This is a genomic window from Mesorhizobium sp. BR1-1-6 (genome assembly GCF_020165355.1).
GTDB lineage: Bacteria > Pseudomonadota > Alphaproteobacteria > Rhizobiales > Rhizobiaceae > Mesorhizobium.
This window is the reverse complement of sequence record NZ_JAIUHZ010000001.1, coordinates 947,300-973,332: the sequence shown is the minus strand read 5'-3', so window position 1 is coordinate 973,332 and position 26,033 is coordinate 947,300. Positions and strand designations below refer to the sequence as shown.

At 65.1% G+C, this 26,033-nt stretch carries 26 protein-coding genes and 1 tRNA gene; 16 read left to right on the top strand and 11 right to left on the bottom strand.

Annotated elements, in window-relative coordinates; translation table 11 throughout:
- Window positions 1-42 precede the first annotated feature (42 nt).
- From iolE to phnN, 6 genes are all read left to right on the top strand, one after another.
- Window positions 43-960 carry a myo-inosose-2 dehydratase gene (gene iolE / locus LB545_RS04775; RefSeq protein WP_224704532.1) on the top strand — a complete coding sequence of 306 codons (918 nt, stop codon included), beginning with the start codon at window positions 43-45 and terminating at the stop codon, window positions 958-960.
- A 40-nt stretch (window positions 961-1,000) separates the two neighbouring features.
- Window positions 1,001-1,219, top strand: a complete 219-nt coding sequence (locus LB545_RS04770) for a DUF3329 domain-containing protein (protein ID WP_224704530.1) — start codon at window positions 1,001-1,003, stop codon at window positions 1,217-1,219.
- Window positions 1,220-1,223: 4 nt separating this feature from the next.
- On the top strand, window positions 1,224-2,036 hold the full coding sequence (gene iolB, locus LB545_RS04765; RefSeq protein WP_140491268.1) for a 5-deoxy-glucuronate isomerase: 813 nt from the start codon (window positions 1,224-1,226) through the stop codon (window positions 2,034-2,036).
- A gap of 151 nt (window positions 2,037-2,187) precedes the next feature.
- Window positions 2,188-2,895: a DUF1045 domain-containing protein gene (locus tag LB545_RS04760; protein ID WP_140491270.1), complete on the top strand. Its 708-nt coding sequence runs from the start codon at window positions 2,188-2,190 to the stop codon at window positions 2,893-2,895.
- A gap of 44 nt (window positions 2,896-2,939) precedes the next feature.
- A complete protein-coding gene (locus LB545_RS04755) occupies window positions 2,940-4,079 on the top strand; it encodes an alpha-D-ribose 1-methylphosphonate 5-triphosphate diphosphatase (protein WP_140879304.1) in 1,140 nt (379 codons plus the stop codon).
- Window positions 4,076-4,708: a phosphonate metabolism protein/1,5-bisphosphokinase (PRPP-forming) PhnN gene (gene phnN / locus LB545_RS04750; RefSeq protein ID WP_224704528.1), complete on the top strand. Its 633-nt coding sequence runs from the start codon at window positions 4,076-4,078 to the stop codon at window positions 4,706-4,708. Before LB545_RS04755 ends, phnN begins: the two co-directional genes overlap by 4 nt.
- 55 nt (window positions 4,709-4,763) lie before the next feature.
- Here the strand turns inward: phnN and LB545_RS04745 are convergent, their stop codons facing one another.
- The 4 genes from LB545_RS04745 to LB545_RS04730 form a co-directional block, all read right to left on the bottom strand.
- Window positions 4,764-5,282: a DUF2231 domain-containing protein gene (locus LB545_RS04745; protein WP_140625522.1), complete on the bottom strand. Its 519-nt coding sequence runs from the start codon at window positions 5,280-5,282 to the stop codon at window positions 4,764-4,766.
- Between the two features lie 231 nt (window positions 5,283-5,513).
- Window positions 5,514-6,509: an ABC transporter permease gene (locus LB545_RS04740; RefSeq protein ID WP_140517717.1), complete on the bottom strand. Its 996-nt coding sequence runs from the start codon at window positions 6,507-6,509 to the stop codon at window positions 5,514-5,516.
- Window positions 6,510-6,559: 50 nt separating this feature from the next.
- Window positions 6,560-8,098, bottom strand: a complete 1,539-nt coding sequence (locus tag LB545_RS04735; RefSeq protein ID WP_140561826.1) for a sugar ABC transporter ATP-binding protein — start codon at window positions 8,096-8,098, stop codon at window positions 6,560-6,562.
- 116 nt (window positions 8,099-8,214) lie between these two features.
- On the bottom strand, window positions 8,215-9,177 hold the full coding sequence (locus LB545_RS04730; protein ID WP_140491278.1) for a sugar-binding protein: 963 nt from the start codon (window positions 9,175-9,177) through the stop codon (window positions 8,215-8,217).
- A 550-nt stretch (window positions 9,178-9,727) separates the two neighbouring features.
- On the opposite strand from LB545_RS04730, the gene LB545_RS04725 reads away from it, so the two are divergent.
- From LB545_RS04725 to LB545_RS04705, 5 genes are all read left to right on the top strand, one after another.
- Window positions 9,728-10,822 (top strand): LacI family DNA-binding transcriptional regulator, encoded by a 1,095-nt coding sequence (locus LB545_RS04725; RefSeq protein WP_224704526.1) that lies wholly within the window; start codon window positions 9,728-9,730, stop codon window positions 10,820-10,822.
- A gap of 359 nt (window positions 10,823-11,181) precedes the next feature.
- Window positions 11,182-12,783 carry a flavin monoamine oxidase family protein gene (locus LB545_RS04720; protein WP_224519155.1) on the top strand — a complete coding sequence of 534 codons (1,602 nt, stop codon included), beginning with the start codon at window positions 11,182-11,184 and terminating at the stop codon, window positions 12,781-12,783.
- Between the two features lie 49 nt (window positions 12,784-12,832).
- Complete coding sequence (locus LB545_RS04715) at window positions 12,833-13,246, top strand: c-type cytochrome (protein ID WP_140554582.1); 414 nt, start codon at window positions 12,833-12,835, stop codon at window positions 13,244-13,246.
- A 90-nt stretch (window positions 13,247-13,336) separates the two neighbouring features.
- On the top strand, window positions 13,337-13,849 hold the full coding sequence (locus LB545_RS04710) for a RidA family protein (protein ID WP_140517715.1): 513 nt from the start codon (window positions 13,337-13,339) through the stop codon (window positions 13,847-13,849).
- 280 nt (window positions 13,850-14,129) lie between these two features.
- A complete protein-coding gene (locus tag LB545_RS04705) occupies window positions 14,130-14,930 on the top strand; it encodes a class I SAM-dependent methyltransferase (protein ID WP_140582923.1) in 801 nt (266 codons plus the stop codon).
- 66 nt (window positions 14,931-14,996) lie between these two features.
- Here the strand turns inward: LB545_RS04705 and LB545_RS04700 are convergent, their stop codons facing one another.
- On the bottom strand, window positions 14,997-16,535 hold the full coding sequence (locus tag LB545_RS04700; protein WP_224704524.1) for a winged helix-turn-helix domain-containing protein: 1,539 nt from the start codon (window positions 16,533-16,535) through the stop codon (window positions 14,997-14,999).
- A 127-nt stretch (window positions 16,536-16,662) separates the two neighbouring features.
- Between LB545_RS04700 and LB545_RS04695 the strand changes: the two genes are divergently transcribed.
- Complete coding sequence (locus LB545_RS04695; protein ID WP_224704522.1) at window positions 16,663-17,124, top strand: cupin domain-containing protein; 462 nt, start codon at window positions 16,663-16,665, stop codon at window positions 17,122-17,124.
- Between the two features lie 182 nt (window positions 17,125-17,306).
- The gene (locus tag LB545_RS04690) at window positions 17,307-18,008 is read left to right on the top strand and encodes a haloacid dehalogenase type II (protein ID WP_224704520.1); all 702 of its coding nucleotides are present in this window, start codon (window positions 17,307-17,309) and stop codon (window positions 18,006-18,008) included.
- A gap of 119 nt (window positions 18,009-18,127) precedes the next feature.
- On the opposite strand, the gene LB545_RS04685 is transcribed toward LB545_RS04690, so the two are convergent.
- From LB545_RS04685 to LB545_RS04675, 3 genes are all read right to left on the bottom strand, one after another.
- Window positions 18,128-18,204 (bottom strand) — tRNA-Arg (locus LB545_RS04685).
- A gap of 313 nt (window positions 18,205-18,517) precedes the next feature.
- A complete protein-coding gene (locus LB545_RS04680; protein WP_224704519.1) occupies window positions 18,518-19,432 on the bottom strand; it encodes a DUF1003 domain-containing protein in 915 nt (304 codons plus the stop codon).
- Between the two features lie 757 nt (window positions 19,433-20,189).
- Window positions 20,190-21,020, bottom strand: a complete 831-nt coding sequence (locus LB545_RS04675) for a D-alanyl-D-alanine carboxypeptidase family protein (protein ID WP_224704518.1) — start codon at window positions 21,018-21,020, stop codon at window positions 20,190-20,192.
- Between the two features lie 272 nt (window positions 21,021-21,292).
- On the opposite strand from LB545_RS04675, the gene LB545_RS04670 reads away from it, so the two are divergent.
- The 3 genes from LB545_RS04670 (at window position 21,293) to LB545_RS04660 (ending at window position 23,549) form a co-directional block, all read left to right on the top strand.
- Entirely contained in the window at window positions 21,293-22,396 is a 1,104-nt protein-coding gene (locus LB545_RS04670) for a hypothetical protein (RefSeq protein ID WP_224704517.1), read from the top strand.
- Between the two features lie 129 nt (window positions 22,397-22,525).
- Complete coding sequence (locus LB545_RS04665; protein ID WP_140655359.1) at window positions 22,526-23,137, top strand: nucleoside triphosphate hydrolase; 612 nt, start codon at window positions 22,526-22,528, stop codon at window positions 23,135-23,137.
- A gap of 94 nt (window positions 23,138-23,231) precedes the next feature.
- A complete protein-coding gene (locus tag LB545_RS04660) occupies window positions 23,232-23,549 on the top strand; it encodes a hypothetical protein (RefSeq protein ID WP_140559001.1) in 318 nt (105 codons plus the stop codon).
- Window positions 23,550-23,611: 62 nt separating this feature from the next.
- On the opposite strand, the gene LB545_RS04655 is transcribed toward LB545_RS04660, so the two are convergent.
- From LB545_RS04655 to LB545_RS04645, 3 genes are all read right to left on the bottom strand, one after another.
- Complete coding sequence (locus LB545_RS04655) at window positions 23,612-24,316, bottom strand: glutathione S-transferase family protein (protein ID WP_140879313.1); 705 nt, start codon at window positions 24,314-24,316, stop codon at window positions 23,612-23,614.
- 192 nt (window positions 24,317-24,508) lie between these two features.
- Entirely contained in the window at window positions 24,509-25,717 is a 1,209-nt protein-coding gene (locus LB545_RS04650) for a beta-ketoacyl-[acyl-carrier-protein] synthase family protein (protein ID WP_140563585.1), read from the bottom strand.
- Window positions 25,718-25,721: 4 nt separating this feature from the next.
- The gene (locus LB545_RS04645) at window positions 25,722-25,976 is read right to left on the bottom strand and encodes an acyl carrier protein (protein ID WP_140491308.1); all 255 of its coding nucleotides are present in this window, start codon (window positions 25,974-25,976) and stop codon (window positions 25,722-25,724) included.
- Window positions 25,977-26,033 lie beyond the last annotated feature (57 nt).

Genomic DNA, 26,033 nt, shown 5'->3' with positions numbered 1-26,033 from the left:
CTCCCCACAAGGGGGAGGGTGAACAAGAACCGGAGTGACGACTTGAAAGCCAAACTGGGCATGTCCCCCATCGCGTGGTGGAACGACGATCTTGCGGAACTCAGCGACGACGTGTCGTTGGAGGAGTGCCTACGCCAGTCGCGTTCGGCCGGCTTCACCGGCATGGAGATGGGACGGCGCTTTCCCAAGGACCCCAAGGTGATGCTGCCGATCCTGAAGGCGGCTGACGTCACACTGTGCGGCGGCTGGTTCTCGGGCACGCTGGTCGACGAGGAGATGAGCAAGAACAAGGATCGCATCCAGCCGATGATCGACCTGTTCAAGGCGGTCAACGCGCCTTGCATCGTCTATGGCGAGGTTGGCCGTTCGATCCAGGGCGACCGCTCGAAGCCGCTCGCCACCAAGCCGAAACTCTCGAGCGACGAGATGAAGGCCTATGCCAGGCGCCTGACCGAATTCGGCGAATGGTGCGCCGAGCAAGGCATGCCGCTTTCCTATCATCACCATATGGCGGCGGTGGTCGAGACCGAGGCGGAGCTCGACGCCTTCATGCGCCATTCCGGAGCGGGCATTCCGCTGCTGCTTGACGCTGGACATCTGGCCTTTGCCGGCGGCGATGTGCTGCGCGCCATCGACAATCACCACAAGCGCATCAGCCATGTGCATGTGAAGGATGTACGCATGGGCGTGATCGAGAAGCTCGACCGCACGAAGCAGTCCTTCCTCGATGCGGTGGCTCTCGGCGCCTTCACCGTGCCGGGCGACGGCTCGCTGGATTTCGGCGCCATCGTGCAGCGTTTCGCCGACCATGGCTATGAAGGCTGGTTCGTGGTCGAGGCCGAACAGGACCCGAAGAAGAACCCGCCGCTCAAGATGGCGCAGGTGGGCCACAAGGAGTTGATGCGGGTGATGACGGCGGCCGGCTACACGGTCGAGACCCAGGGCTTCCCCGATGTCTGATCGGGTTCTCGCCAGGCCGGGCTTGCTGTAGGTTGCCGCGATGAAAGATTCCGAGCACCCCTTCTTCCGGCCCCTATGGCGGCGTGTCGCCGTCGTCGCGGTCTGCGTCATCTGGTCGATCATCGAATTCGCGAGCGGCACGCCGTTCTGGGGCGTGATCGCCCTGGGCTTCGCCGGCTATGGCGTCTGGCAGTTTTTTTATCTCTATAAGCCGGCGGAAGAGAACAAGGCGCCCGCCGAAGTCGAACCGAAGGAGTAACCGGATGTCGAAGCTGCTGGTCAAAGCCGACAAGGGCCATGGCCGTGTCGCGCATGTCACCCCGCAAAGCGCCGGGTGGACCTATGTCGGGTTCGACCTGCATCGGCTGAAATCAGGGCAAACGGCTTCGGGAACAACGGACGATCGCGAAGTCTGCCTGGTGTTCGTCACCGGCAAGGGCACGGTCACGGCCGGCGGCAAGGATCTCGGCCTGCTCGGCCAGCGCATGTCGCCGTTCGAAGGCAAACCATGGTCTGTCTATGTGCCGCAGGGATCGATGTGGTCGGTGACGGCTGATAGCGGACTGGAACTGGCGGTCTGCTCGGCGCCGGGATTGAACGGCGGCCTGCCGGTTCGCGTCATCGGGCCTGACGACCTCGGCCAGGAGGTGCGCGGCAAGGGCACCAATACGCGCTACGTCACCAACATCCTGCCCGAGGGCAAGCCGGCCGATTCGCTGCTGGTGGTCGAGGTCATCACGCCCGGCGGCCATACGTCGAGCTACCCGCCGCACAAGCACGACCAGGACAATCTGCCCGACGAATCCTATCTCGAGGAAACCTATTATCACCGCCTCAACCCGCCGCAGGGCTTTGCTTTCCAGCGGGTCTATACCGACGCCGACAAGGACGGCTCCCGCGCGCTGGACGAGGCGATGGCGATCGAGGACGGCGACGTCGTGCTGGTGCCCAAGGGCTATCACCCCTGCGCGGCTTGCCATGGCTACGACCTCTACTATCTCAACGTCATGGCCGGCCCGAAGCGGACGTGGAAATTCCACAATGCGCCCGAGCACGAATGGCTGATGAAGGCCTGACCGTTGCGCGTTCACGGCTGAACCTGTTGGTCCAGATCAGAAAAATCGTCGGCTAAGGACCGGCGGGGTCGATTTGCCTTCGAAAACCCTTCAAAGCTTCGTCAATCCGTCATGGAAATCACCTATGGCAACGGGCTGACGAGGATCTTCGATGCGCTACGCCATCTACTTCACCCCCCAACAGGACGAAAAATTGGCGCGGATCGCCGCCAACTGGCTGGGCCGTGACCCGTTCGGCGCCGCGACGCGACCGGTGGAGGCGGTGGGCGATTTGTCGGCGGCGGAAGTCGCCTTCCACACCGCATCGGCACGGCGCTATGGTTTTCACGCAACGCTGAAAGCCCCTTTCCGGTTAGCGGCCAACGAAACCGAAGCCTCGTTGCGCGCAGCGCTCGACGCCTTTGCCGAGGCGACGCCCGTTGTAATGATCCCGCGTCTCGTCGTCAGCCAGATCGACGGTTTCTTCGCGCTGGTGCCGGAGGCGCCATTGCCTCCGCTCAATCGCTTCGCCGATGATGTGGTGCGCGATTTCGACCGCTTTCGCGCGCCGTTGACGGAGGCCGAGATCGAGCGGCGCAGCCCGGACTCGCTGAAGCCGGGCGAATTCCGCAATCTCTGCCAATGGGGCTATCCTTACGTCTTCGAGAGCTTCCGCTTTCACATGACGCTGTCCGGCAGGGCCGGGCCACAGGAAAGCCCTCGTCTTCGCCTGGCAATCGAGGGCCTGTTCGCCGAGGTGCTGCGCCAGCCGGTTCCGGTGGACGCGCTGACGTTGTTCATCGAGCCCGAACCCGGCGCCCCGTTCATGGTGCTTTCCCAGCACGCGCTGGGGCGCCGTCCGGCCAGAAAAACCGCCTGAAGCAACAAGCCGTAAAGGCCAGAAAAAACCAAGGACTGCCTGAAATGACCGCCGAGACCATTCTGAGCAACGCCCGCATCGTTCTTGCCGACGAGATCATCGACGGCTCGCTCGTGATGCGTGACGGTCTGATCGCCGACATATCCGCCGGCGCCGTCCGAGCCGGCGAGGACATGGCTGGCGACTTCATCATTCCGGGACTGGTCGAGCTTCACACCGATCATCTCGAAGGCCATTATGCGCCGCGGCCGAAGGTGCGGTGGAACCCGATCGCCGCCGTGCTCGCCCATGACGCGCAAGTGGCGACCGCCGGCATTACCACCGTGCTCGATGCCTTGCGTGTCGGCATGGACGAGGATGCCGATCTCAACGCCGCCGACATCCGCAAGCTCGCCGATGCGATCGAGGACAGCGTGCGGATGGATCGATTGCGGGCCGATCATTTCATCCATCTACGCTGCGAGGTCTCGGCGCCGGATTGCCTCAGGGCCTTCGCCAATTTCGAGACGGACGAACGGGTGAAGCTCGCCTCGCTGATGGACCATGCGCCAGGCCAGCGCCAGTTCGTCAACCTCGAAACCTATGCCTACTACTATCAACGCAAGCTGAAGCTGACCGATCGCGATTTCCAGAAATTCTGCGAGAAGCGGATGGGCGAATCGGCACGGAATTCGGGGGCGAACCGCGTCTTCATCGCCGCCGCCTGCCACGAGCGCGGCATCGTGCTCGCGAGCCATGACGATGCGACGACGGGCCATGTCGACGAAGCCATCGAGCAAGGCGTGCGCGTTGCCGAATTCCCAACCACCGAGGAAGCCGCCAGGGCTTCGAAGGATGCAGGGCTCGGCGTGCTGATGGGCGCGCCCAATGTCATGCGGGGCGCCTCGCATTCGGGCAACGTCTCGGCGCGCACGCTGGCCAGCGACGGCCTGCTCGACATATTGTCGTCCGACTACATCCCCTTCAGCCTGATCCAGTCCGCCTTCTTTCTCGGCGACGTCGTCGATAGCATTTCCCTGCCGCAGGCGGTGGCAATGGTGTCCAAGAACCCGGCCGAGGCCGTCGGTCTTTCCGATCGCGGCGTCATCGAAGAGGGCCGCCGGGCCGACCTGGTGCGCGTGCGCCTCGACGACCACGTTCCGGTGGTGCGCACGGTCTGGCGGCAGGGGCGGCGGGTCGCGTGATGGTGTCGGCGTTGATCGAGCGTGAACTGTCGGCCGAGGCGTTTCCGATACGCGACGGCGTCTTCGTTGCCGTGGTGGGCCCGAGCGGCGCCGGCAAGGATACGATCATCGGCCATGCCAAGGCGCTTTTCGCCGACGAGCCGCGGCTGGAGTTCGTGCGCCGCGTCATCACCAGACCGAGCGACACGGCAAGCGAGGATCACGACACGCTGGCGGATGCCGCCTTCATCGAAGCCGAAGCCGACGGCGCCTTCGCCGTCTCCTGGGAGGCGCACGGCCTGCGCTACGGCCTGCCGGCCGAGGTCGATTGGGCAGTGGCCAACGGCCATGTCGCTGTCGCCAACGTATCGCGCGCGATCATCCCTGCCTTGCGAAAGCGCTATGCCAATCTGGCCGTCGTCGAGATCACCGCTTCGCCCGATGTGCTGGCCGGGCGGCTGGCGATGCGTGGCCGCGAGTCGCGCGGGGAGGTTCTGGCACGCCTGGCGCGCAGCGCCCCTGTGACGCTCTCCGGACCCGGCGTCACCTCGATCGACAATAGCGGTTCGCGCGAAGCGGCAGGCGAGCGCTTTGCCGAGGTGCTGCGCAAGGCCATGGCGTTCTCCGACATGTCGGGGCTGATCGACTAAAGGTGTTGATGGTCAGGTGGCGCTCGCCTGACCTGAACATCGAAACACCTTCGTTTTATGCCGCGTGCCGGTCGTGATCGGCACGACGCGTGCCGGCCGACGGCGTTGCCGAAGGTTGTGTCGGCGCGTCCAGAACCGCGACGTGATGGCGGTACACCATTTCCCAGCCTTTCCAGCCGGTAAACAGCAGGATGCAGACAACGATCAATGAAAGCAGCACTCCCCATGGGCGAACTGCCGCTTCGGCGCCTTGGCTGTAGCGAAGATAGAAATTGATCAGCGCCAGAACGACGGCGGTCAAATTGCCGACCATATGGTACCAGGCGTCCGTCAGCGCGCGGATGCGCGGCTCGCTCAGGAAATCGATAAAGCCGGCAATCGCCGCCAGGAGAGCCATGACGATGGCTGCTCCAATCAGCCACATCGACGCGCGTGCCCAAAAGGCGTCGGCAGTCCCCCAGAACATCAAATCGGTGAGAAACGCGCCGACAAGGAACGCGACAGGAAAGGGAATGAGCATCGGATGGATGGGATGACCTCCCACCTTGGCGGTGCTTAGCGGATTCGCGGCCATGACAATGCCTCCGAATAGAAAAGCTTTGAACAACGCCCAGACAAGGGTTTCGTTCCAATCCGGATGGAAGCTCGCAAGACCGTTTTCGCGATGCCGCCCCCCTTTTGCACTCAAGTCACTTGGGGCCGCACAGATACGGCCGACAACAGATCGAGCGGAATTGCGGGGCGGGCGAGATAGAGCGGCGTTATCTTTCGACGGCCACGGCGGATGGTGGCTTTTTGCCCCTGACTATTCCGCCGCTGCGCCGGCGATGCTCTTGCGGCTGGCGTCGACCATGCGCCGCCGCGCGCGGAACACACCCCATTGCTGGTCGATCAGCACGCCGATGAGGATGACGCCACCCATCACCGCGAAGTTGAGCGAGGACGGGATGCCGAGCAGATTGACGAGGTTCTGCAGCTCCTGCAACAGCACGGTGCCGAGGATGACACCAATCAGCGAGCCCTCGCCGCCGCGCAGCGAGAAGCCGCCGAGCACGGCCGCGGCAATGGCGTAGAGCTCGTAGAACTGGCCGTGGCTGGCTGGCGAGATGGAGCGCGTGTACATGGCGAAATAGATCGCCGACAGCGCCGTCAGTACCCCGCAGATGACGTAGGCGGCCATGACGACACGCCCGGTGCGGATGCCGGAATATTTCGCCGCCTCCTCGTTCTTGCCGATGGCGTAGAGATAGCGGCCGAACACCGAGCGGTGCAGCACCACCCACATGACGATGGCGATGACGATCAGGGCGAAGAAGGAGTTCGGCACGCCCCAGGAGCGGCCGGCGGTCAAGAATTCGAGCTCCGGGAAATTCTGGCCGAAGGCGAAGCCGGCGGTGCCGTCGGCGGTGTAGAAGCGGGCGACGCCGCGATAGATCAAAAGGCCGCACAAGGTCACCACGAAGGGCTGCAATTTGAGCCGCGTGATCAGCCAGCCATGCGCCAGGCCGATGATGGCACCGAGCACCAGGATGAGCACGAAGGCCAGCGGCCATTCCATGCCGCGCACGGCGATGAAGTCGATGAAAAGCGTTCCCAGCAGCGCCACCAGCGAGCCGACCGACAATTCGATGCCGCCGGTGATGATGACGAAGGCCTGGCCGATCGACAGGATGCCGAACAGTCCGATCAGGTTCGAGGTGTTGGCGAGATTGATCGGCAGCAGGAAGCGCGGATTGATGATGGCGACGATGGCGCCGACCACCAGGATCAGGATCAGCAGGCCGAGATCTTTCTTGCTCATCATCTTCTCCCCAATGCCGGCCCGAGCGCTTCCGCGGCGCGGCGGCAGAATCATTTCGGCTGCTTGCCTACCGCCAGCAGCAGCACGTTTTCCTGGCTGAACTGGTCCTTGTCCAGAATGCCCGAGATCTGGCCCTCATGCATGACGGCGATGCGGTCGGACACGCCGATCACCTCCTCCATGTCGCTGGAGATCATCAGCACGGCGACGCCGGCGTCGGCCAGCGCACGCATCAGCCCGTAGATCTCCGCCTTGGCGCCGATGTCGATGCCGCGCGTCGGCTCATCGAGGATCATCACCTTGGGGTTCATCGCCAGCCATTTGGCCAGCACGACCTTCTGCTGGTTGCCGCCCGACAGCGTGCCGGTGCGCGTCTGAACCGAGGGCGCCTTGATGCCGAGATCTTTTTTCTGCTTCTCGGCGGTTGCCGTTTCGGCGCTGGTCGACACCAAGGAGCGCTTGGCATGCGCCGGCAGGTTGGGCAGCGAAATGTTCTGGGCGATCGAAAGGTCGAGCAGGATACCGGTCAGCTTGCGGTCCTCCGGCACCAGGAAGATGCCGTGCGCGACGGCATCGGCCGCCGAGCCCAGGGAGAGCGGCTTGCCGGCGAGCTCGAGCGTGCCGCCGAGGCTGCTTTCGATGCCGAAGAACACCCGCGCCAGCTCGGTGCGGCCGGAACCGACAAGGCCGGCAAGGCCGAGGATTTCACCGCGCCTGACGTCGAGATCTACCGGGCGGCCGGGATAGGTCGGGGTGCGGATGGCCTTGGCCGACAGGGCGACGGCGCCGGGGGCGCGGGCCGCCTCGGAAGCCTTCTCGCGCTCCTTCAGCATGCGGCCGATCATCAGCTTGACCATCTGGTCGTGGTTGATGTCGCGCTTGGGCAAGGTGCCGGCCAGCATGCCGTCGCGCAGCACGATGACGCGGTCGGCGACGCGCTCGACCTCGTGCAGGCGATGCGAAATGAAGATGACGCTGATGCCGTCCGCCTTCAGCGCCTTGATGACGTCGAGCAATTTGTCGGTCTCGGCGATCGGCAGGCTCGACGTCGGTTCGTCGAGGATGACCAGCCTTGCCTTGATCGACAGCGCCTTGGCGATCTCGACCATCTGTTGCTGGGCGAGCGACAGTTCGGCGACGGGCGTGTCGGCGGAGAAATTGGCGCCGACGCGCTTCAGGAGCGGCGCCACCATGGCGCGCAGCCTGGCGCGATCGACGAGCCTGAGCGGCCCGGCGCGCAGCGGTTCGCGGCCGAAGAAGATGTTGGCAGCGACGTCGAGATTCTCGAACAGGTTGAGTTCCTGGTGGACGAAGGCGATGCCGGAGCCAAGGCTGCCCTCGACGCTCAGGCCGTCATGGGCGGTGCCGTCGACGGTGACGGTGCCGCTGTCCGGCCGCGTCACGCCGCCGAGGATCTTCATCAAGGTGGATTTGCCGGCGCCGTTCTCGCCGACGAGACCGATGACCTCGCCCGGCCTGACCTCCATCGAGAAGCCATCGAGCGCTACGACGCCCGGATAGGTCTTGCGCACGTTCTCGAGGCTGAGGAACGCGGTGGTCGCGGCGATGGATGTGTCGGAATAATTCATCATGCCTGACAGCGTTGGCGGGCCGACCTCTTGGCAGACTGACTGGCCTCGAAGGGTTCGTCAATGCAAGAGCAGCCGGCTCAAGCGACGTTGAGCCGGCTGAACTGCCTTCGGTCTTAGTTTCCAGCCATCGCCTTCAGATTGGCGGCGTAGGCGTCGACGTCATCCTTGCCGATGATCTTGGTCGGGATGATGATGAGGCCGTCGGCCGGGATGCCCGACTTGTCGCCCTTGAGATAGGATGCCATCAGCTTCATGCCCTGATAGGCCCACTCGAAGGGCTGCTGCACGACGGTGGCGGCAATGGTGCCTTCCTTGACGCCGCCCAGGGTGATCGGATCGTCATCGAAGCCGACGACGGTGATCGAGCCGAGCTTGCCGGCATCGCGCAGCGCTTCATAGATGCGCGGCGTGTTGTAGGAGTAGAAGCCGACCATGCAGGTGACGTCGGGGCTGGCGACGAGCGCGTCCTCGACGTTCTTCTTGGCGCGGGCCTGGTCGATGTCGTCGCCGCGCACGTCGACGAGCTCGATCTTGGTGCCGGCCAGGCCATCCTTCATGCCCTGGATGCGCTCCTTGGCATTGTCGGCGCCGAGCAGGCCGACGAAGCCGAGGCACTTGCCGCCATCCGGCATCGCCTTCTTGGCGATTTCGGCCGCCTGCTTGCCGGCATCGACATTGGACGAGCCGATATAGGCGACGCGCTTGGTCTGCGGAGCGTCGCTGTCGGTGGTGAACAGCGCCGTTTCCGAGGCGATCTTGTTCAGCCCGTCGGTAGAGGTCTTGGGATCGACGGCCGAAACCATGATGCCCTTGACGCCGGCGGTGACCAGATCGTCCATCAGCCGCTGCTGGATGGCGACCGAGGACTGCTCGGGATATTTCAGCTCGAGATTGTAGTCGGGCAGTTCGCCCTGCGCCTTCTTGACGCCGGCTTCGGCCGCCTTCCAGAAGTCGGAAGCGCCGTTGACGACGAAGGCCAGCGTCGGCTTGTCGTCGGCGCGCGCGATCGTGCTCGCCGTCAGGCCAAGCAGCAGCGCCGCGGTGGCCACGGATGCATTGCGTATCAAGGATTTCATGTTCAACCTCCCGTTTTGGCCGGTCGTCGGACCGGCCGATCCTGCACTTGTCTGATTTGCCGTTCGCGGCTTGGACGCCCTCCTCCTCAAGGGTTCCCGGCACTGAAGATGGCGTCGTTCCAGCCACGGCGACGGACTTTAGAGACTCATCCCCCGTTCGTAAATAGTCCGATTTGTCTGACATATCACATGTCCGCGACAAGGCTTCGCGGGGTACTATCCGCTTGCCATCGGGCCATTCGCATGCACCGCGCCCCAGGGAAAACGGACGCGACGGACCGACGTTACAGCGCATTTTCGTATTAGTAAACGGTATTAGTTGCGTTCGATGGCGACCGCGCCGGCGGTGACGCCGTTGGCTTTGCCGAGAACGCAAGGGCTTGGCGCAAAAGGGATAATCGGCTCATATGCTGTGATTTTAAGCTGCCCGAGCCCCTTAGCCAGTAGACCGGTCGCCCGCTAATAGATATAAGTCGGCCGATATTTCTATAAACCGGCGCGGCCTTGATGGTCGCCGGGCAGGCCGGACAGGCCGGGGAACACGAACAGCATGAGCGAGACCACCGATATCGCGACGGCAAGGCGCCGCAAGGCGCCGGTGAAGCCCAAGGGCCGGGTCACCATGACCGACATTGCGCGCGCCGCCGGCTGCTCGCAGGCGACTGTTTCCTTCGTGCTCAACAATTCGCCTGGCATAAAACTGTCGCGACAGACGCGCGAGCGGGTGATCGAGGCGGCGCGGGCGCTGGGCTATAGTGCGCCGGCCTTTTCGGCGCTGAAGGCGCCGGCCGCCGCCTTCGACGGGCTGGACGGAGTGATCGGCTTCGCCGTCGACCAGCTCGCCACCAGCCCGGAAGCCGTCGTCGCCATCGAGGGCGCGCGCCAGGCCTCGTGGAACGCCGGCAACGTGCTTCTGGTGGCGCAGACCATGGGCGACGCCGTGATGGAGCCGCGCGCCATAGAGGCGCTGACCAGGCGGGGCATTTCGGCGCTGATCTACATGACCATCTTCACCCGCGAGATCACGGCGCCCGACTTCCTCTACAGCCTCGACATCCCGGTGATCCTGCTCAACTGCTACACGTCGGATTACGCCTTCCCCGCCGTGGTGCCCTCCGAGATCGCCGGCGGCCAGAGCTCCACCTGGCACTTGATCAGCCACGGCCACCGCCGCATCGCCACCATCACCGGCGAGCCCTGGATGCAGGCGGCACAGGACCGCCTGAAAGGCTACCGCCGCGCTCTTGCCACCGCCGACATCCCTTTCGATCCCGAACTGGTGGTCGAGGGCGACTGGTCGGCAAGTGCCGGCTATGCCGCGACCGTCAAGCTCCTGGCGCTGAAAGACCGCCCGACCGCCATCTTCTGCCAGAACGACCGCACCGCGATCGGCTGCTACGAAGCGCTGAAGGAAGCCGGCCTGCACATCCCGCAGGACATCTCCGTGGTCGGCTACGACGACGAGGAAATCGCCAGGCATCTGTTCCCGCCGCTGACCACCTCGATCCTGCCGCATATGGCGATGGGCCAATGGGCGATCGAACAGCTCGAAGCGCCGGCGACGGTGGGACGGGGGCGCTATCCCATCACCAAGCTGGAATGTCCGCTGGTGGAGAGGGAGAGCGTACGGGCCGTGGCAGGCTGACCGCCGGGCCGACAAGGCAAGCATTTGGGCGATGAAAACCGGCGCCGCGAGCGGCGGCAGGCCACGGACTTTCCCGTCGGACTTTTCCGCTGTCGGGCCAGCCAGGCGTGCCCTTTCAATTGGCACAGCAAGTGGTCTGGCCGCCGGCCCCGAGGCCGCGAGGGCGTGGAAAATGCCGGCCAGCGACGCCGCGAGAGCCCTATTGCGCCAATGTTCGAGGACATTTGTTCCAAGCGCGGCGTGTTGGTTGAACAGACTGGGTTGCAGGCATAGCCTTGGGTCGTCCACCGGGGCTCGCCTCGAGCTTGCGGGGGCAACAGGCGGCGGATCGCGGCGTGCCGCTGATCGAGGAGACGAACATGCAGCTCGAACAATCCCTTGCCGGCATGCGCCGGCGCGACCTTCTCAAAATGATCGGCATTACGGCGGGCAGCGCCGCAATGTACCAGGCCATGACCAGCATGGGGCTGGCGGCAGAGTCCGATTACAAGGGACCGATCAAGCTCGAAGGCGACCCGAAGGGCGCTTCGGTGCTCGTCCTGGGCGCCGGCCTGGCCGGCATGCTGGCGGCCCTGGAACTGCGCCAGGCCGGCTACAAGGTGAAGATCCTCGAATACAATGCCCGCGCCGGCGGCCGCAACTGGACGATACGCGGCGGCGACACCGTTACCGAACTTGGCGGCTACACGCAGAAATGCGAGTTCGACGAGGGGCTCTACCTCAATCCCGGCCCCTGGCGCATCCCTTACCATCACAACGGGCTGTTGGCCTACTGCCGGAGGCTCGGGGTGACGCTGGAGCCGTTCCAGCAGACCAACCACAACGCCCTGCTGCACTCGACGGAGGCCTTCGGCGGCAAGCCTAAGCGGGTGCGCGAGATCCAGACCGACTTCAAGGGCCACACGTCGGAGCTGCTGGCCAAGGTGGCCAAGAAAGGCCAACTGGAAGGGCTCGTCTCCAAGGAGGACCAGGAGGTGCTGCTCGAGGCGCTGCAGTCCTGGGGCGCGCTGGACAAGGACTACAGCTACAAATCCAGCCTCGCGACCGCCGAATTCCGCGGCTACGAGAAGGAGCCGGGCGGCGGCATCGGCGCCGAGCCGGTGGCGGGTCAGGTCATCGGCGCGTCCGACGTATTGAATTCGCGCCTGTGGGGCAGCCTCGCCAACTTCTCGCTCTACGAATTCCAGACCACCATGTTCCAGCCGGTCGGCGGCATGGGCAGGATCGGCGAAGCCTTCGCCAAGCAGGTCGGCGACCTCATCACCTACAATGCCAAGGTCACCAAGATCGCCCAGAACGACAAGGGCGTGACGGTGACCTATGAGGACGCGAAAAACCCCGGAACCGCCCAGGAAGCCAGCGCCGACTGGTGCGTGTGCACCATTCCGCTCACCATCCTTAGCCAGATCGAAATCCAGGTCGGCGGCGCCATGCAGGCGGCGATCGGGGCGGTGCCCTATGCGTCCTCGGTCAAGGTCGGCCTGCAGATGAAGCGCCGTTTCTGGGAGGAGGACGAATCGATCTTCGGCGGCGTCAGCTACACCAACTTGCCCATTTCGCAGATCTCCTACCCCAGCACCGGCTTCAACGCCGGCGGCAAGGGCGTGCTGCTCGGCTGCTACACATGGAACGGACCGAACTCCTACGAATTCACCGCCATGACCCCGCAGGAGCGCGTGCAGAAGGCGGTGGAATACGGCGCGCAGCTTCACCCGCAATACAAGCAGGAGTTCGAGACCGGCGTTTCCTGGGCATGGCACCGCTCGCCCTTCACGCTTGGCTGCGCGGGCGACTGGACCGAGGAGGCACGCAAGGAGCATTACGACAATCTGTGCCAGATCGACGGCCGCATCGTGCTGGCCGGCGAGCATGCCTCCTACATTCCCGCCTGGCAGGAGGGCGCGATCCTGTCCTCGCTCAACGCCATCACCCGCCTGCACCAGCGCGTCATGCAGGGATGAGGCCATGCCGATCCCTTCGTTCACCCCGTATCCCGCGAGGCATCCCATCATGAGCAGCTCCTTCAAAAGACCCAGCGGTCTCATCGCCGCCATGGCCGTCGCCATGGCGTTCACGGCCCCCGGCGCGTTCGCCGATTCGGCCGGTGTCACGTTCAGCCAGGGCGATACTTTCACCGAAAAGGACGGCGCGGCGCTCTATGCCAATGTCTGCGCCGCCTGCCACCTGGACAAGGGGCAAGGCGCGGTCGGCGCCGGCCACTATCCGGCGCTGGCCAAGAACAAGAACCTGGAGACCGGCGGCTATCCCGTAAGCCTCGTCCTGCACGGGCAAAACGGCATGCCGCCGGTGGGGCAGATGATGAGCGACGACCAGGTCGCGGCCGTGGTCAACTATGTCAGGACGCATTTCGGCAACGACTACAAGGATGCCGTGACGGCGCAGGACGTGAAGGATGTCCGCTGAGTGGCGGATGTCGCCCGCACATGCGGCAACGCAAACCGCGCGGCGGGCATTCCGGCGCTCGCCGCCCTCTCGAATGGAAGGAAACGGGTCATGAAACCATCGATCGGGAAATCATGGATTGGGGCCGCCGTGCTGGCGGCGGGAATGCTGGCGGCCGGCGCGGCCGTGGCCGACGACGTCGTTCGCCACAAGATTCCGAATTCGGATTTTCCGATCCTGCGCGCCGTCGAGGTGCCGGCCGGCAAGACCACGGTCTATCTCAGCGGCGCCGTGCCGTCGGTCATCGACGAGAAGGCCGACAAGGCGACGGTCGCCGCCTATGGCGACACCGAGGCCCAGACCGGCTCGGTGCTGAAGTCGATCGACAAGACGCTGGCCGATCTCGGCCTGAAGATGGGCGACGTCGTCAAGATGCAGGTCTTCCTGGTCGGCGATCCCGCCAAGGGCGGCAAGATGGATTTTGCTGGCTTCATGAAAGGATACACGAAGTTTTTCGGCACCAAGGACCAGCCGAACCTGCCGACGCGTTCGGTGGTGCAGGTCGCGGGCCTCGCCGGTCCCGGCTTCCTGGTCGAAATCGAAGTGACCGCCGTGCGGCCCTGAAGCCGGGCGTTCGGCCAGCCCGTTGCGCCAGGATGCCAAACGGGCTGGCGAGGCGCGGATCCGGCGGGCCGGGAATCGTACGGTTGAAGTGACCTTCAGGCACCCACCGAAAGGCGGAGTTGGGCGATGTTGACCCGCCAGTGAGGGCTAAACCGCGCGGAGCCCACGCCCAGGCACTAGCCATTCGTCGAAGGCAGGTCGCGCGACCGCGGACGGAAAACCGCCTCACACCTTTCCCGGAATTGCCCTAGCCTCGCCTCTTCAGCGCAGGGAGAGCGAGATGACATCAAGTTTCACCGTTCATGACGCCAGCGGATATGAGCAGCTCATGGGCCGCTGGAGCCGCAAGCTCGCGCCCAAATTCATCGACTTCGCCGGGCTTGCCCGCGGCGAAAAGATCCTCGACGTCGGCTGCGGCACCGGCAGCCTGACATTCGAGCTGGCCAAATCCGCCGAGCTCGCGGCGATCGCGGCAATCGACTTTTCGCCCGTCTTCGTCGAGGCGGCGAAGCGGCGCAACACCGACCCGCGCATCGAGATCCAGCAAGCCGACGCCACCGCCTTGCCGTTCGCCGACGATGGTTTCGACCGCGCGCTGGCGCTGCTCGTGCTCCACTTCGTGCCGGAGGCCGGCAAGGCGGTGGGCGAGATGCGCCGCGTGGTGCGGCCGGGCGGCGTGGTGGCGGCCGTCGTGTGGGATCATCTCGGCGGCATGCCCGGCATGCGCATGATGATCGACACGGTGGCCGCGCTCAGCGAAGGCGGACGCCAGATGCGCAGCCGCTATTGCTTCCAGCCGATGATGCAGCCGGGCGAAATGAAGCGGACTTTTGTCGAGCAGGACCTGGCCGACGTGACCGAAACCGAGCTGATGATCCGCATGGACTACCGCGACTTCGACGACTATTGGGCGCCGATAGCGGCCGGCGAAGGCCCGCTCGGCAAATACATGATGACGCTCGACCCAGCCGAGCGGACGCGCAGCGAGGCCGCCGTCCGCGATGCCTATGAGGCCGGCCGGCCGGATGGCGCGCGGTCGTTCGCGAATGTTGCCTGGGCTTGCAGGGGCGTGGTGCGGTAAGGGCGCCGAAGAACCGCCCATCCGCCATCTGCCGCCCAGGCCGGTCTCCATGAAGACGCGCCGGCGCTACTGCGGCAGACCGGCGGCCTGCAGCGCCTCGCCGAGGCATTGCGCGAGCGCCGGGGCACAGTGCACGGCCGCGAACTGCCGACCGTAGCGAAACGTCGGATGCAGCTCACGCACCCGCGCCGCTGCCGCCATCGCCTCGTCCAGCCGGCCGAGCTTGGCCAAGGCGGCGGCCAGTTGCACATAGGTGATGCTGTGGGCGGGATTGGCCTGCACCGACCTGTATGCGGCACGGCAGGCCTCGTCATAGCGGCCGCGCAGCAGATGGCTCATCGCCTGCGCGTCGAAGGCGGCGAAGGCCCAGGGGTCGAAGGGGCTGAGCCGCATCCCGCGCTCGCTCCACGCGATGGCCTGCTCCGCTTCGCCGCTCCAGCCGAGGATGACGCTGCCCAGAATGTAGGTCAGGGCGGATGACGGGCTGACGGCAAGCGCGGCTTCCAGGGCGGTGAAGGCGGCCTTGCGGTCATGTCCATCCATGCCGATCGAAAACCCCGCAAGGGTAAGCGCGGCCGCGTCGTCCTGTCCGTGCAGGATGGCCAGCCGGGCATGGCGTACCGAAGCCTCGCGATCGGCTTCCTGCAGGCCGGCGCGAAGGAACAGGCAATGGTGGCACATGGCGGCATTGCCGTGGGCAAGCGCATAGGTCGGCTCGAGTTCGATGGCGCGTTCGAGCAGCACAAGCGCCTGCGTCACCCGTTCGGGCATGCCGGAATCCACGTCCGGCTGGGCGCGCAGCACGAGATCGTAGGCATCGAGACTGTCAGGTCGCTTGCGCCTCACCCTTTCGATCTCGACGCGCCGCAGGCTGGGCGCGATCGCGCCGACGGCCGCCAGCGCGATCTCATCCTGCAGCGCGAAAATATCGGCGGAGGCGCGGTCGAAGCGCTCGGCCCATATGTGGGCGCCAGTCGAGGTGTCGATCATCTGGCCGGTGACGCGCACGCTGCCGCCGGCCCTGCGCACGCTGCCTTCCAGCACATAGTGGACGCCGAGCTCGCGGCCGACCTGCTTCACGTCCACCGCGCGCCCCTTATAGGTGAAGGAGGAGTTGCGCGCGATGACGAACAGCCAGTTGATGCGCGCCAGGCCGGTGACGATGTCGTCGACGATGCCGTCGGCGAAATAGTCCTGCTCCGGATCACCGCTGAGGTTCGAGAACGGCAGAACCGCGATCGAAGGCTTGCCGGGCCAGGTGAGCGTTGCCGCCTCGGGGCCCAGACCACCGATCGCGACCTCGGGCCCGACATAGCGGTAGCCGTGCCGCGGCAGCGTCTCGATCCAGCTTCCGCCGCCGGCCGCGCTCTCCAGCATGCGCCTGGCCGCCGCGATCTGCACCGTCAGATTGCTGTCCTCGATCGCTTGCCCGGGCCATGCGGCGTCGATCAGCGCCTGCTTGGGAACCGGCTTGCCCGTGCGTTCGACAAGCAGCGCCAGCAGCGCGACGGCCCGTTGGCCGAGCGGCGTCGGCTGGTCGCCGTGGAACAGGATCCCGGCTTCGCCGTCGATGCGAAAGGGGCCAAAGGCGAGGCTTGTTGCCATTCCCGAAGGAGATACCGTTTGCAATCTTTTCGCAATGATTTCGCAACGGCTTCACGACTGGCCGGCCGGGTAGAGGCATCCTGTGCCGGTGGCTGCGGGAAAAAGCAGCGAACCGATGGAGGATCAAATGAGCGCCGCACCTGTCATCCGCATGCCCGACGAGACCAAGGGGGTCATGCTGCGTGGCCAGCCGATGGTGTTCCTCGTCACCGGCGCGGATACCAGACACACGAGCATGTTCGACTGGACCATACCGGCCGGCTTCGCCACCGGCCTGCATGTCCATCGCGTGCAGGAAGAAACCTTCTATGTGCTTGAGGGCGAATGCGTCTGGCACGTCGGCGCGCAGGTAATCCGGGCGACCCCCGGCACCTTCCTGTTCATTCCGCCCGGCGTGCAGCACAACATCACCAATGTCGGCGAAAAACCGGCCCGCGTGCTGATGACCGTCTCGCCGCCCGGGCACGAGCACTATTTCGAGGAACTTGCGAGGCTTGCCGCAAAAGGCTCCCCGGATCCGAAGGCGCTCGCCGCGCTGCGGAACCGCTACGACACCGACCAGATTTCCACCCTGACGGCAAGTGCATAGGCGTCGTTGGCCTGCTTCCGGCGCAATCGCGGCCTCCGATGCCAGCGATGCCTGGACACGGCAAAGATGATCTCCACGGCCGAGAGGTGGCCCTCCAACGCGGGGAACCCTGCATCTGGATAAAAGCGAGCAGTGGTCTAATGTCCCTCGGGCTTCCGACGTCTTTCGCAAAGGATTCCCGAATGGCACTGAGCGGACCGCGCCCGACCTGGCTTACTTTCGACTGCTACGGCACGCTGATCCAATGGGATGAAGGGCTGATGGCCGCGATGGAGACGATCCTGTCGCGCAAGGGCCGCAGGATCGAGGCCGAGACATTCATCCCGGTCTACGACCGGCACGAACACCAGCTCGAGCATACCAGGCCGCACCTCTCCTTCGCCGAGGTGACGGCCAAGGCGCTGCATCTGGCGATGCGGGATTTTTCGCTGGAAGCGGAAGCCGGCGACGCCGAACTGCTGACATCCTCGATCGGCCGCATGCCGCCCTTCCCGGAGGTCGTCGCGACGCTGCAAAAGCTGAAGCAAGCCGGCTTCAAGCTGGCGATCATCTCCAACACCGACGACGCCATCATCGCCGGCAATGTCGCGCAGCTTGGCGGCGCCATCGACCGGGTCATCACGGCGCAACAGGCGCAGGCCTACAAGCCGTCGCGGCAGATCTTCGAACACGCCTGGCGCACCCTTGGCGTGACCAGGGACGAGCTGGTCCACATCTGCGCCAGCCCGCACCTCGACCTGACCGCCGCACGCGACCTCCACTTCCGCGCGGTCTGGGTCGATCGCGGGACGGGACGACGCCCGCCGGCGGATTATGAGCCGGACGCGGTGGCGCGGGGGCTGGATGATGTGCCTGGGTTCTTTGAGGCGGCTGGGTGGGTTTAGGATATCGGAGGGTTGGGCGCGTAGGCTCGAACCACTCCAAAGCCCTTCGGGCCAAAAGTGTCACCCATGTCTCCGGTATAAACCGTAACCTATGTGTCCGGAACGGACCCCTTGTGAGTTGGCGCACCCGACAGGATTCGAACCTGTGACCTCTGCCTTCGGAGGGCAGCGCTCTATCCAGCTGAGCTACGGGTGCTTCCCGGCGGGCCGGAAAACGAACCGGGTGAACCGGCAAGTCACGGCTTCTTAGCGGAAGCGGGCGCGGGCTTCAACGGGCAATTGGGGATTGGCGGTTTCCAAAGAGCCTCGCAGGCGGGAGCCTGTCGCGTGCGGCGCTCCCTCTCCGTCTCGGCTTCGCCGCGCCACCTTGCCGGGGCGAGCCACGGGGTCTCGCCCGTCCTTCGGACCCACTTTGTGGCGGAGAGGACCCCAAGCTTGCCAGAGGCGAGCTTTGTGTGTGTCTGCAATGGCGGTCGCGTTTCTTCCGATCATGCCTGCTGTGCGTTCCTTCACCCCGCCGGCTCACCCTTCACCGCCCGCCTCCTCCGCACCGCCCTCTTCGCCTTCTTCGCGCCGGTCAGCTCGTGCATGGCGTCGAGTTGCATCTGCTGCATTTCGGCCAGGCGCGTCCATTGGCGCGAGATGAGGTAGTCGAGCTTTTCGTGCAGGTGGCGCACTTCGAGCTCGGCCTTGAGGTTGACGCGGTAGTCGTTGAAGGAGCGCAGGCGGTCTTTCACCTCCTGGCGCTTCTGGCTCATCATGATGATGGGCGCCTGGATGGCGGCGATGCAGGAGAGCAGCAGGTTGAGCAGGATGAAGGGGTAGGGATCGAAGGCGCGATTCAAGCCCTCGAACAGGTTGATGGCGATCCACACCAGGAGCACGCCGGCGAACGAGATCAGGAACCACCAGCTGCCGCCGAAGGCCGCCATGTTGTCGGAGACGCGGTCGGCGAACGAGCGGTGCTCCTCGAACTCCTCTTCCGAGTTTTCCGAAATCGTGTCCTGCCTGGCGATCGATTCCACCACCTGGCGGTCGAGCTCGGAGAATTCGCCGTGCTCCTGCTGGAGCAGCTCCTCCATGTAGCGCATGCGGTAGCGGCCGAGCTCCTCGCGGCTGATGCGGGCGCCATGCGGCAGGTCGGGATGGTCGGAGCGGATGCGGTCGGCCAGGCTCGGGCGCAGATCGTCGATGCGCACCAGGTCGCGCTTGCGGAATTTGCGGCCCGAGATCGCCGACGGTCTTTTCTTGGGCTTGGCCCGCGAAGCGCCGGGCAAGGCCGGCTCGGAGTCCGGCACCTCCGGCGTGTCGAAATGCTCGTCCGAAGCCCCGTGCAGGTCCTCCCCCGTGGTCGGCGCCTCGAAATATTCGCCGCCGCTGTCATTGTCCGCCTGCTGCTCGGACGCCTTGGGGAGGGTGCTCATGATGCGGGCTCCTGCTGTGGTGGAAGACGATAGACCGATGCGGCGATGCTTAGCCAGCATCGCGGCGATTTGGCATGCCTATGCCACGCCTTGCGGACGATTGCGTGACAGGAAGGGGCAGCGGGCCGCCTTTCGGGGCTCGCCTGGTCGAGAGACATTCGAGGTTGGCGGCGGCTCCATGAAATCGTCATCAACCCCCTGGGGAACCATAACGGGGGCGAAGCTCCGTCGCGGAGCCTGGATCCATTCCATGACATTGGCCTCAGTGGAGCAGAATTGCGAACCGTTGCGGCGCTTGCCGAGTCGCGGCATGGATCCTCGCGCCGCGTCGCTACGCTCCTTGCTCCGCCCGTGGATGACGAAGTGATTGGCCGGCGCCTGGGCGACGGCACAAAAAACCCGCCTTGCGGCGGGTGGCTGGCGCAAATCAGCACCATAGCGAGAATAGTAGCACAGTTGCCTTCACCCTGTCAAGAAAAAATTCCTATCGGGTCAAGTCGACGCCATCGCCCGCTTTCGAGCGACTGCGCCGCCCCTTCACTGTCCTGCCGGACATCTCTCCCCGTAGAACGGGGAGAGGGGCTGTTATCGCCGGTTTCGCCCATCACCAACGCTGCAAAAGGGTGCCGAGGTTGCGGTCAGCCTCTTCTCCCCGTCACTATACGGGGAGAAGTGCCCGGCAGGGCGATGAGGGGCGGCACTGACTTCGATAGTTGAGCAAGCTGGTCCGAAGCGAGGCAGCCCGAAGCTCGCCCGCTCACTGCTGTTCGGCGTACATCACCCTGGTCGGGGCGTCGGCAACCGCCGGCGATAGGTTGCGCTGGATCAGCGCCTCGACATGGTCGTTGCGCTGGCGGGCGCTGTCGGCGCCCATCACCACCACGATCAGTTGGCGGCCGTCGGCTTCGTAGGAGGTGACGATGTTGAAGCCGGAGGCCCTGATATAGCCGGTCTTGATGCCGTTCACGCCGCGCACGCGGCCGAGCATGTCGTTGTGGCCGCGCACCAGCCGGCCGCGGAACATGAAGTCGCTCTCGGAAAAATAGTGGAAATGCTGGGGGAAGCGCTGGTGCAGCGCCATGCCGAGCACCGCCATGTCGCGCGCGCTGGTGACCTGGCCGTCGTCGGGCAGGCCCGAGGCGTTGCGGAAAATGGTGCTGGTCATGCCAAGCTGGCGCGCCTTCGACGTCATCATGGCGGCGAACTCGTCCTCCGAGCCGCCGAGATATTCGCCCACCGCCACCGCCACGTCATTGGCCGACTTGACGACGATGGCGCGGATGGCGGAATCGACGTCGATCGTTTCCCCGCGCCGGAAGCGCATCTTGGTCGGCGGCTGCGAGGCGGCGTGGTCGGAGACCGGGATCTGCGTTTCCTTGGAGACGCGGCCGCTCTCCATCGCCTCGAACAGGAGGTAGAGCGTCATCATCTTGGTCAGCGAGGCCGGATAGCGCGGCGCCCTCGAATTGACCTCGAACAGCTGCTTGCCGCTCCTGATATCGACGACGATGGCGGCGTATTTCTGCGGCGGCGCCGGCACGGCGAGCACAGAGTCCGGCGGTGTCGTGGTCGAGCAGCCCGCAGCCATCAGCAACAGGCCAAGGGCGACGAAAAGTCTCTGGACGAGCGGAAGGCGACGCAAGGGGGACAAGGACAGGTCTGTTCTGGCTGGGCTGTTGCTGAGATGCGGCGAAGCTAACGTAACCCGCCGGCTGCGTCCATTTGGTTAATAGCGGTAGCCCCAGCTTTGTCTGCTTTCGCAAGCTTGCGTTCCAAGGTGATGCAAAATGCCGGTCGCGACGCTTGCGCAACCGGTGGCGAACGGTTCTTGTTGCGCCTTCGGGATTCGATGAGAGCGCTATGGATACGGTCACCCTCAAGGCACGCGGCATTTCGGTTTCGCTGGACACCACGGTCGGCCATGTCGCCGACATGGTGATCGAGAATGGCGGGCGCCAATTGCGGCCGCTGCACCGCGCGCCCTGGGTCGGCGCGCCACGCGACACGCTGCCGGCCGACTTGCCCGAGGGCACGGTGCGACTGTCCGGCGATTTCCTGTGCGCGCCGTTTTCGCGCAGCGACGTCGAGGAAGCGCCGCTGCATGGCTGGCCGGCCAACAGCGCCTGGGACGTCACCCAGAGCAGCGCCGTGGACGGCGGCTGGCGAGCCGTTTTCCGGCTGCGCCGCAAGGTCATGGGCGCGACCGTCGACAAGATCCTGACGCTGCGCGACGGCCATGCCTTCCTTTATCAGGAACATGTGTTTTCCGGCGGCCACGGCGCGATCTCGGTCGCCCATCATCCGATGACGGCGATGACGGATGGCGGCCGGCTGGCCTTTTCGCCAAAACGCTTCGCGGCCTCGCCCGCCGATCCGCTGGAGCCCGATCCCAAGCGCGGCCGCTTCCTGCTCGCCTATCCCGGGCGCACCAGCGATCTCGGCCATTTTCCCGCCGCCGACGGCGGCACGCTCGACCTGACGGATTACCGCATGGATGACTGGCGCGAGGATTTTGTCACGCTGGTCGAGGCCGATCATGGCGGGCCGGGCTGGACGGCCCTGGCGCGCCGGGCCGAGGACGACTTAATTCTGGTGCTGAAGAACCCGGCGGAGCTGCCGGTCACCATGCTGTGGTTCAGCAATGGCGGCCGCGACTACGCGCCCTGGAGCGGCCGGCATCTGGGCGTGCTCGGCATCGAGGACGGGCGCACGGCGATAGGCCATGCCGCCTCGATCGGCGACAACTGGCTGACGCGCGAAGGCGTGGCGACGGCGTTCGCGCTCGGCGAAGGCGCCAGCGTCTCCTTCCGCCATGTCATCGGCGCACTGCCGCTGGCGGGCGGCGAGCCGCCGCAAGAGGTCACCACGGCGGAGGGCCGCATGCGGCTCTTGGGCGGAGGCTCGGCGCGGGAGGTGCCGTTCGACAGCGGTTTCCTGCGCATCGGGCAGGCTGCGGCTGGTTGAGTGGATGCTTCGAACGTCGGCTTTTCGACACTTGACCACCGCACCTTACCCAAAATGCCGGTTTGAAATTTCCGCCGAGTGCGGCCAGAATAACGGTCGCTCCAACCATCAGGGGCAAGCGAGGCCGCCATGTCCGAAATCGCCCATCTCGCGGCCACCATCTTCAAGCGCGCCGGCAAGGCAAAGCGCTTCGTCGTCGCCATTGCCGGGCCCCCGGGGGCCGGCAAGTCGACATTGTCGGCGAGCCTGCACGATCTGTTGCCGGAAGGCGCCGTGGAGGTCGTGCCGATGGACGGCTTCCACTATGACGACGTCGTCCTCAACCGGCGCGGGCTGCGCACGCGAAAGGGGGCGCCGGATACGTTCGACTTCGGCGGCTTCGAGACGCTTCTGAAGCGCATCCGGGCGGGAGAGCCCGACATCGCCATCCCGGTGTTCGACCGCACCATGGAACTGTCGCGCGCCGCGGCCGCGATCATCGGCGCGGAGACCAAATTCATCCTGGTCGAGGGCAATTATCTGCTGCTCGACGAGGAGCCGTGGTCGCGGCTGGCGCCACTGTTCGATTTCTCCATCTTCGTCGAGGTGCCGCGCAACGAACTCGAGCGCCGGCTGATGGAGCGCTGGCACGAACATGGCCGCTCCGAGGAGGATGCGCGCGCCTGGATCGCCTCCAACGACATGCCCAACATCGAACGCGTGCTGGCGCGGCGCCGGGCGGCCGACCTGGTGATTGGTTAACCTGCTTAATTGTCGGTATTTTTCGACGGGAACCTTAAGGGGTTTCGCACCGTTATGGCGGGGAACCGATTGTCCTGCGTAAGGGGATTTTGCAATGGCAACCAAGGCAAGAAAACCCGCGACCGCCAAGACCAGGACGACGAAGACGACGCAGGCGAAAGCCGGCGCTGGTCCGGCGATCGCCGAACGTTCGAAGGACGCCAAGCCCAGCTTCGGCAAGGCCGCGCCTCGGAAGGTCGCGGCCGCGGCCGCAAAGCCGGCCAGCGCGCGCAAGCCGGCGCCAGAGAAATCCGGCGCCGTCCGCACCGTGGCAAGCGTCGCGGCCGGCGCGGTGGTGGCGACGGCGCGCGGCGCCGCTTCGCTGGCGGCTTCCGTGATGGGCAAGGGCGGCCCGAAAGCCAAGGCGAAATAGCCCAGCCGAGTTACATCGGCTGAGGCGGTGACGTCTCCGCCGCCCCAGGCGGTCAGGCAGCTTCAGCCCTTTGCCGGGATTGTCAGGCCCTTCTGCACCGCCGGCCGCGCCAGGCCGCGCTCCAGCCATGCCGCCACATGCGCGAAATCATCGAAGCCGACGAGGTCGCACGCTTCATAAAAGCCGATCAGGTTGCGCACCCAGCCGATGAGCGAGATGTCGGCGATGGTGTAGTCATTGTCCATGATCCATCTGCGACCCTTCAGCCTGCCGTCGAGAACGCCGAGCAGGCGGCGCGATTCATCGCGGTAGCGCTCCAGCGGCCGCTTGTCGGCAATCTCACGGCCGGCGAATTTGTGGAAAAAGCCGACCTGGCCGAAGATCGGGCCGACGGCCGCCATCTGGAAGAACACCCACTGGATCGTCTCGTAGCGCCGCGCCGCGTCCGCCGGGAAGAGCAGGCCGGTCTTGTCGGCGAGGTAGAGCAGGATGGCGCCGGACTCGAACAGGCCGATCGGCTTGCCGTCGGGACCGTTCGGATCGATGATCGCCGGTATCTTGCCGTTGGGATTGAGCGACAGGAATTCCGGCGTCCAGCTTTCGTTTTTGCCGATGTCCACATAATGCGGCTCGTAGGCCAGGCCGATCTCTTCCAGGGCGATCGATATCTTCACCCCGTTCGGGGTCGTCGCCGAATAGAGCTGGATCCGGTCCGGATGCCTGGCCGGCCAGCGGGCGGTGATTGGAAAGGCGGACAGGTCGGCCATCGAGAACTCCTGGGCGGGGATTTCGCACCGAGCGGCGCGGTCTGGGTGGGGTCGGCAAAGAATTAGGCGCACGCCCCGGCACGATCAATGCGGCGTCAGGCGTTTGGCCGTGCACGCACAGTCAACAAATCGAATGATGCCGGCATCGGGAGCCGGCAGATTGACCTGCCGAGCAGTGCATGATCGCCGGGATCAGATCGCCTTGAACGCCAGCACCGCATTGGTGCCGCCGAAGGCGAAGCCGTTGCTGATGGCGGCGCGCACCTTACGCTCGCGCGCGACGTTCGGCGTCACGTCGAGATCGCAATCGGGGTCGGCCTCGCGGAAATTCGCCGTGGGCGGCACCACGCCCTCGCGAATCGCCATCACGCAGGCGATCATCTCCAGCCCGCCCGAGGCGCCAAGGCAATGGGCATGCATCGACTTGGTCGAGGAGACGGAAAGCGAGCGCGCGTGCTCGCCGAAGACGCGCTTGATCGCGGCGGTCTCGATCTGGTCATTGGCCTTGGTGCCGGTGCCGTGCGCATTGAGGTAATCGATGTCCTCGGGATTCAACCCGGCGTCCGCCAGGCAGAAGCGCATCGCCGCTTCCGGCCCTTCTATGGTCGGCGCAACGATGTCGGAGGCATCGGCCGAGAGGCCGGCGCCGACGATTTCGGCGAGGATGTTTGCGCCGCGCGCCACCGCGTGATCGTAGCTTTCCAGAACCGCCATGCCGGCGCCTTCGCCGAGCACCAGACCCTGACGATCGGCCGAAAACGGCCGGCAGGTATCGGGCGACAGCACGCGCAGCGCCTCCCACCCCTTCAGCACGCCCCAGACCAGCGGCGCCTCGGTGCCGCCGGCGACCATGACGTCGGCGCGGCCGAGCCTGATCTGGTCGACCGCCGATGCGATGGCGTGGTTGGCCGACGAGCAGGCCGAAGTGACGCCGAACACCGGTCCGCGCAGGCCGAGATGCATGCTGACCTGGCCGGCGGCGGCGCCCGGCATGACCTTCGGCACCGTGAAGATGCCGGCGCGATTCTTGCCCTCGATCAGGATGGCGCGATAGTTCTCCTCGACCGTCTCGAAGCCGCAGACGCCGATGCCGATAACGGCACCCATGCGGTAGGTATTGTCCGCATGGGCGGCCAAACCGGACTGCTGTAAGGCTTCGCGGGCGGCAATCACCGCCAACAGGCTGAAACGGTCCATCGAGACCAGCTGCTTGCGCTCGATGCCATGGTCGGGCAGCCCCTTGATCTCGCAGCCGATCTTGACCTTCAAATCGTGCAGGAACGGGTTATCGATGGGGCCGATCGCCGAGCGGCCGGCGCGCATCTCGGTCCAGATCGCCGGCACGTCGGTGCCAAGCCCGCACAAACCGCCGATGCCGGTAATGACGACGCGCTTGTGCATCCGGTCAGGCTTTTTTCGCGATCAGCGCGCGAACGGCCTCGACCATGTCGCCAACATTCTTCAGGTTGCTCCAGGCATCGACCGTGTTCATCTCGATCTCGATGCCATACTGCTCCTCGAGATCGAAGATGATCTCGGTCAGTTCCAGCGAATGGATGCCGAGCGCCGTCAATTCGGTGCTGGTGGTGATCTCCTCGCCGCCCGGCTCGGCATGAGCCTTGATCTTTTCGATGATTTCGGTCGCCAGTTGGTCAGCCATTCGGTTTCTTCCCCACTTTGTCGTTTCCCGACGCCAACTGAACAGCGCCTTTTTGTC

Bases quoted from the DNA above. Each gene is read 5' to 3' on its own strand.
- LB545_RS04650 (WP_140563585.1), bottom strand. From the start codon at position 25,717: ATGCACAAGCGCGTCGTCATTACCGGCATCGGCGGTTTGTGCGGGCTT.
- LB545_RS04695 (WP_224704522.1), top strand. From the start codon at position 16,663: ATGAGCGCCGCACCTGTCATCCGCATGCCCGACGAGACCAAGGGGGTC.
- LB545_RS04655 (WP_140879313.1), bottom strand. From the start codon at position 24,316: ATGGCCGACCTGTCCGCCTTTCCAATCACCGCCCGCTGGCCGGCCAGG.
- LB545_RS04740 (WP_140517717.1), bottom strand. From the start codon at position 6,509: ATGAGCAAGAAAGATCTCGGCCTGCTGATCCTGATCCTGGTGGTCGGC.
- LB545_RS04745 (WP_140625522.1), bottom strand. From the start codon at position 5,282: ATGGCCGCGAATCCGCTAAGCACCGCCAAGGTGGGAGGTCATCCCATC.
- LB545_RS04690 (WP_224704520.1), top strand. From the start codon at position 17,307: ATGGCACTGAGCGGACCGCGCCCGACCTGGCTTACTTTCGACTGCTAC.
- LB545_RS04760 (WP_140491270.1), top strand. From the start codon at position 2,188: ATGCGCTACGCCATCTACTTCACCCCCCAACAGGACGAAAAATTGGCG.
- LB545_RS04665 (WP_140655359.1), top strand. From the start codon at position 22,526: ATGTCCGAAATCGCCCATCTCGCGGCCACCATCTTCAAGCGCGCCGGC.
- LB545_RS04705 (WP_140582923.1), top strand. From the start codon at position 14,130: ATGACATCAAGTTTCACCGTTCATGACGCCAGCGGATATGAGCAGCTC.
- iolB (WP_140491268.1), top strand. From the start codon at position 1,224: ATGTCGAAGCTGCTGGTCAAAGCCGACAAGGGCCATGGCCGTGTCGCG.
- LB545_RS04670 (WP_224704517.1), top strand. From the start codon at position 21,293: ATGGATACGGTCACCCTCAAGGCACGCGGCATTTCGGTTTCGCTGGAC.
- LB545_RS04680 (WP_224704519.1), bottom strand. From the start codon at position 19,432: ATGAGCACCCTCCCCAAGGCGTCCGAGCAGCAGGCGGACAATGACAGC.
- LB545_RS04700 (WP_224704524.1), bottom strand. From the start codon at position 16,535: ATGGCAACAAGCCTCGCCTTTGGCCCCTTTCGCATCGACGGCGAAGCC.
- LB545_RS04770 (WP_224704530.1), top strand. From the start codon at position 1,001: ATGAAAGATTCCGAGCACCCCTTCTTCCGGCCCCTATGGCGGCGTGTC.
- LB545_RS04675 (WP_224704518.1), bottom strand. From the start codon at position 21,020: ATGGCTGCGGGCTGCTCGACCACGACACCGCCGGACTCTGTGCTCGCC.
- LB545_RS04735 (WP_140561826.1), bottom strand. From the start codon at position 8,098: ATGAATTATTCCGACACATCCATCGCCGCGACCACCGCGTTCCTCAGC.
- LB545_RS04730 (WP_140491278.1), bottom strand. From the start codon at position 9,177: ATGAAATCCTTGATACGCAATGCATCCGTGGCCACCGCGGCGCTGCTG.
- LB545_RS04725 (WP_224704526.1), top strand. From the start codon at position 9,728: ATGAGCGAGACCACCGATATCGCGACGGCAAGGCGCCGCAAGGCGCCG.
- LB545_RS04660 (WP_140559001.1), top strand. From the start codon at position 23,232: ATGGCAACCAAGGCAAGAAAACCCGCGACCGCCAAGACCAGGACGACG.
- LB545_RS04720 (WP_224519155.1), top strand. From the start codon at position 11,182: ATGCAGCTCGAACAATCCCTTGCCGGCATGCGCCGGCGCGACCTTCTC.
- LB545_RS04710 (WP_140517715.1), top strand. From the start codon at position 13,337: ATGAAACCATCGATCGGGAAATCATGGATTGGGGCCGCCGTGCTGGCG.
- LB545_RS04715 (WP_140554582.1), top strand. From the start codon at position 12,833: ATGAGCAGCTCCTTCAAAAGACCCAGCGGTCTCATCGCCGCCATGGCC.
- LB545_RS04645 (WP_140491308.1), bottom strand. From the start codon at position 25,976: ATGGCTGACCAACTGGCGACCGAAATCATCGAAAAGATCAAGGCTCAT.
- LB545_RS04755 (WP_140879304.1), top strand. From the start codon at position 2,940: ATGACCGCCGAGACCATTCTGAGCAACGCCCGCATCGTTCTTGCCGAC.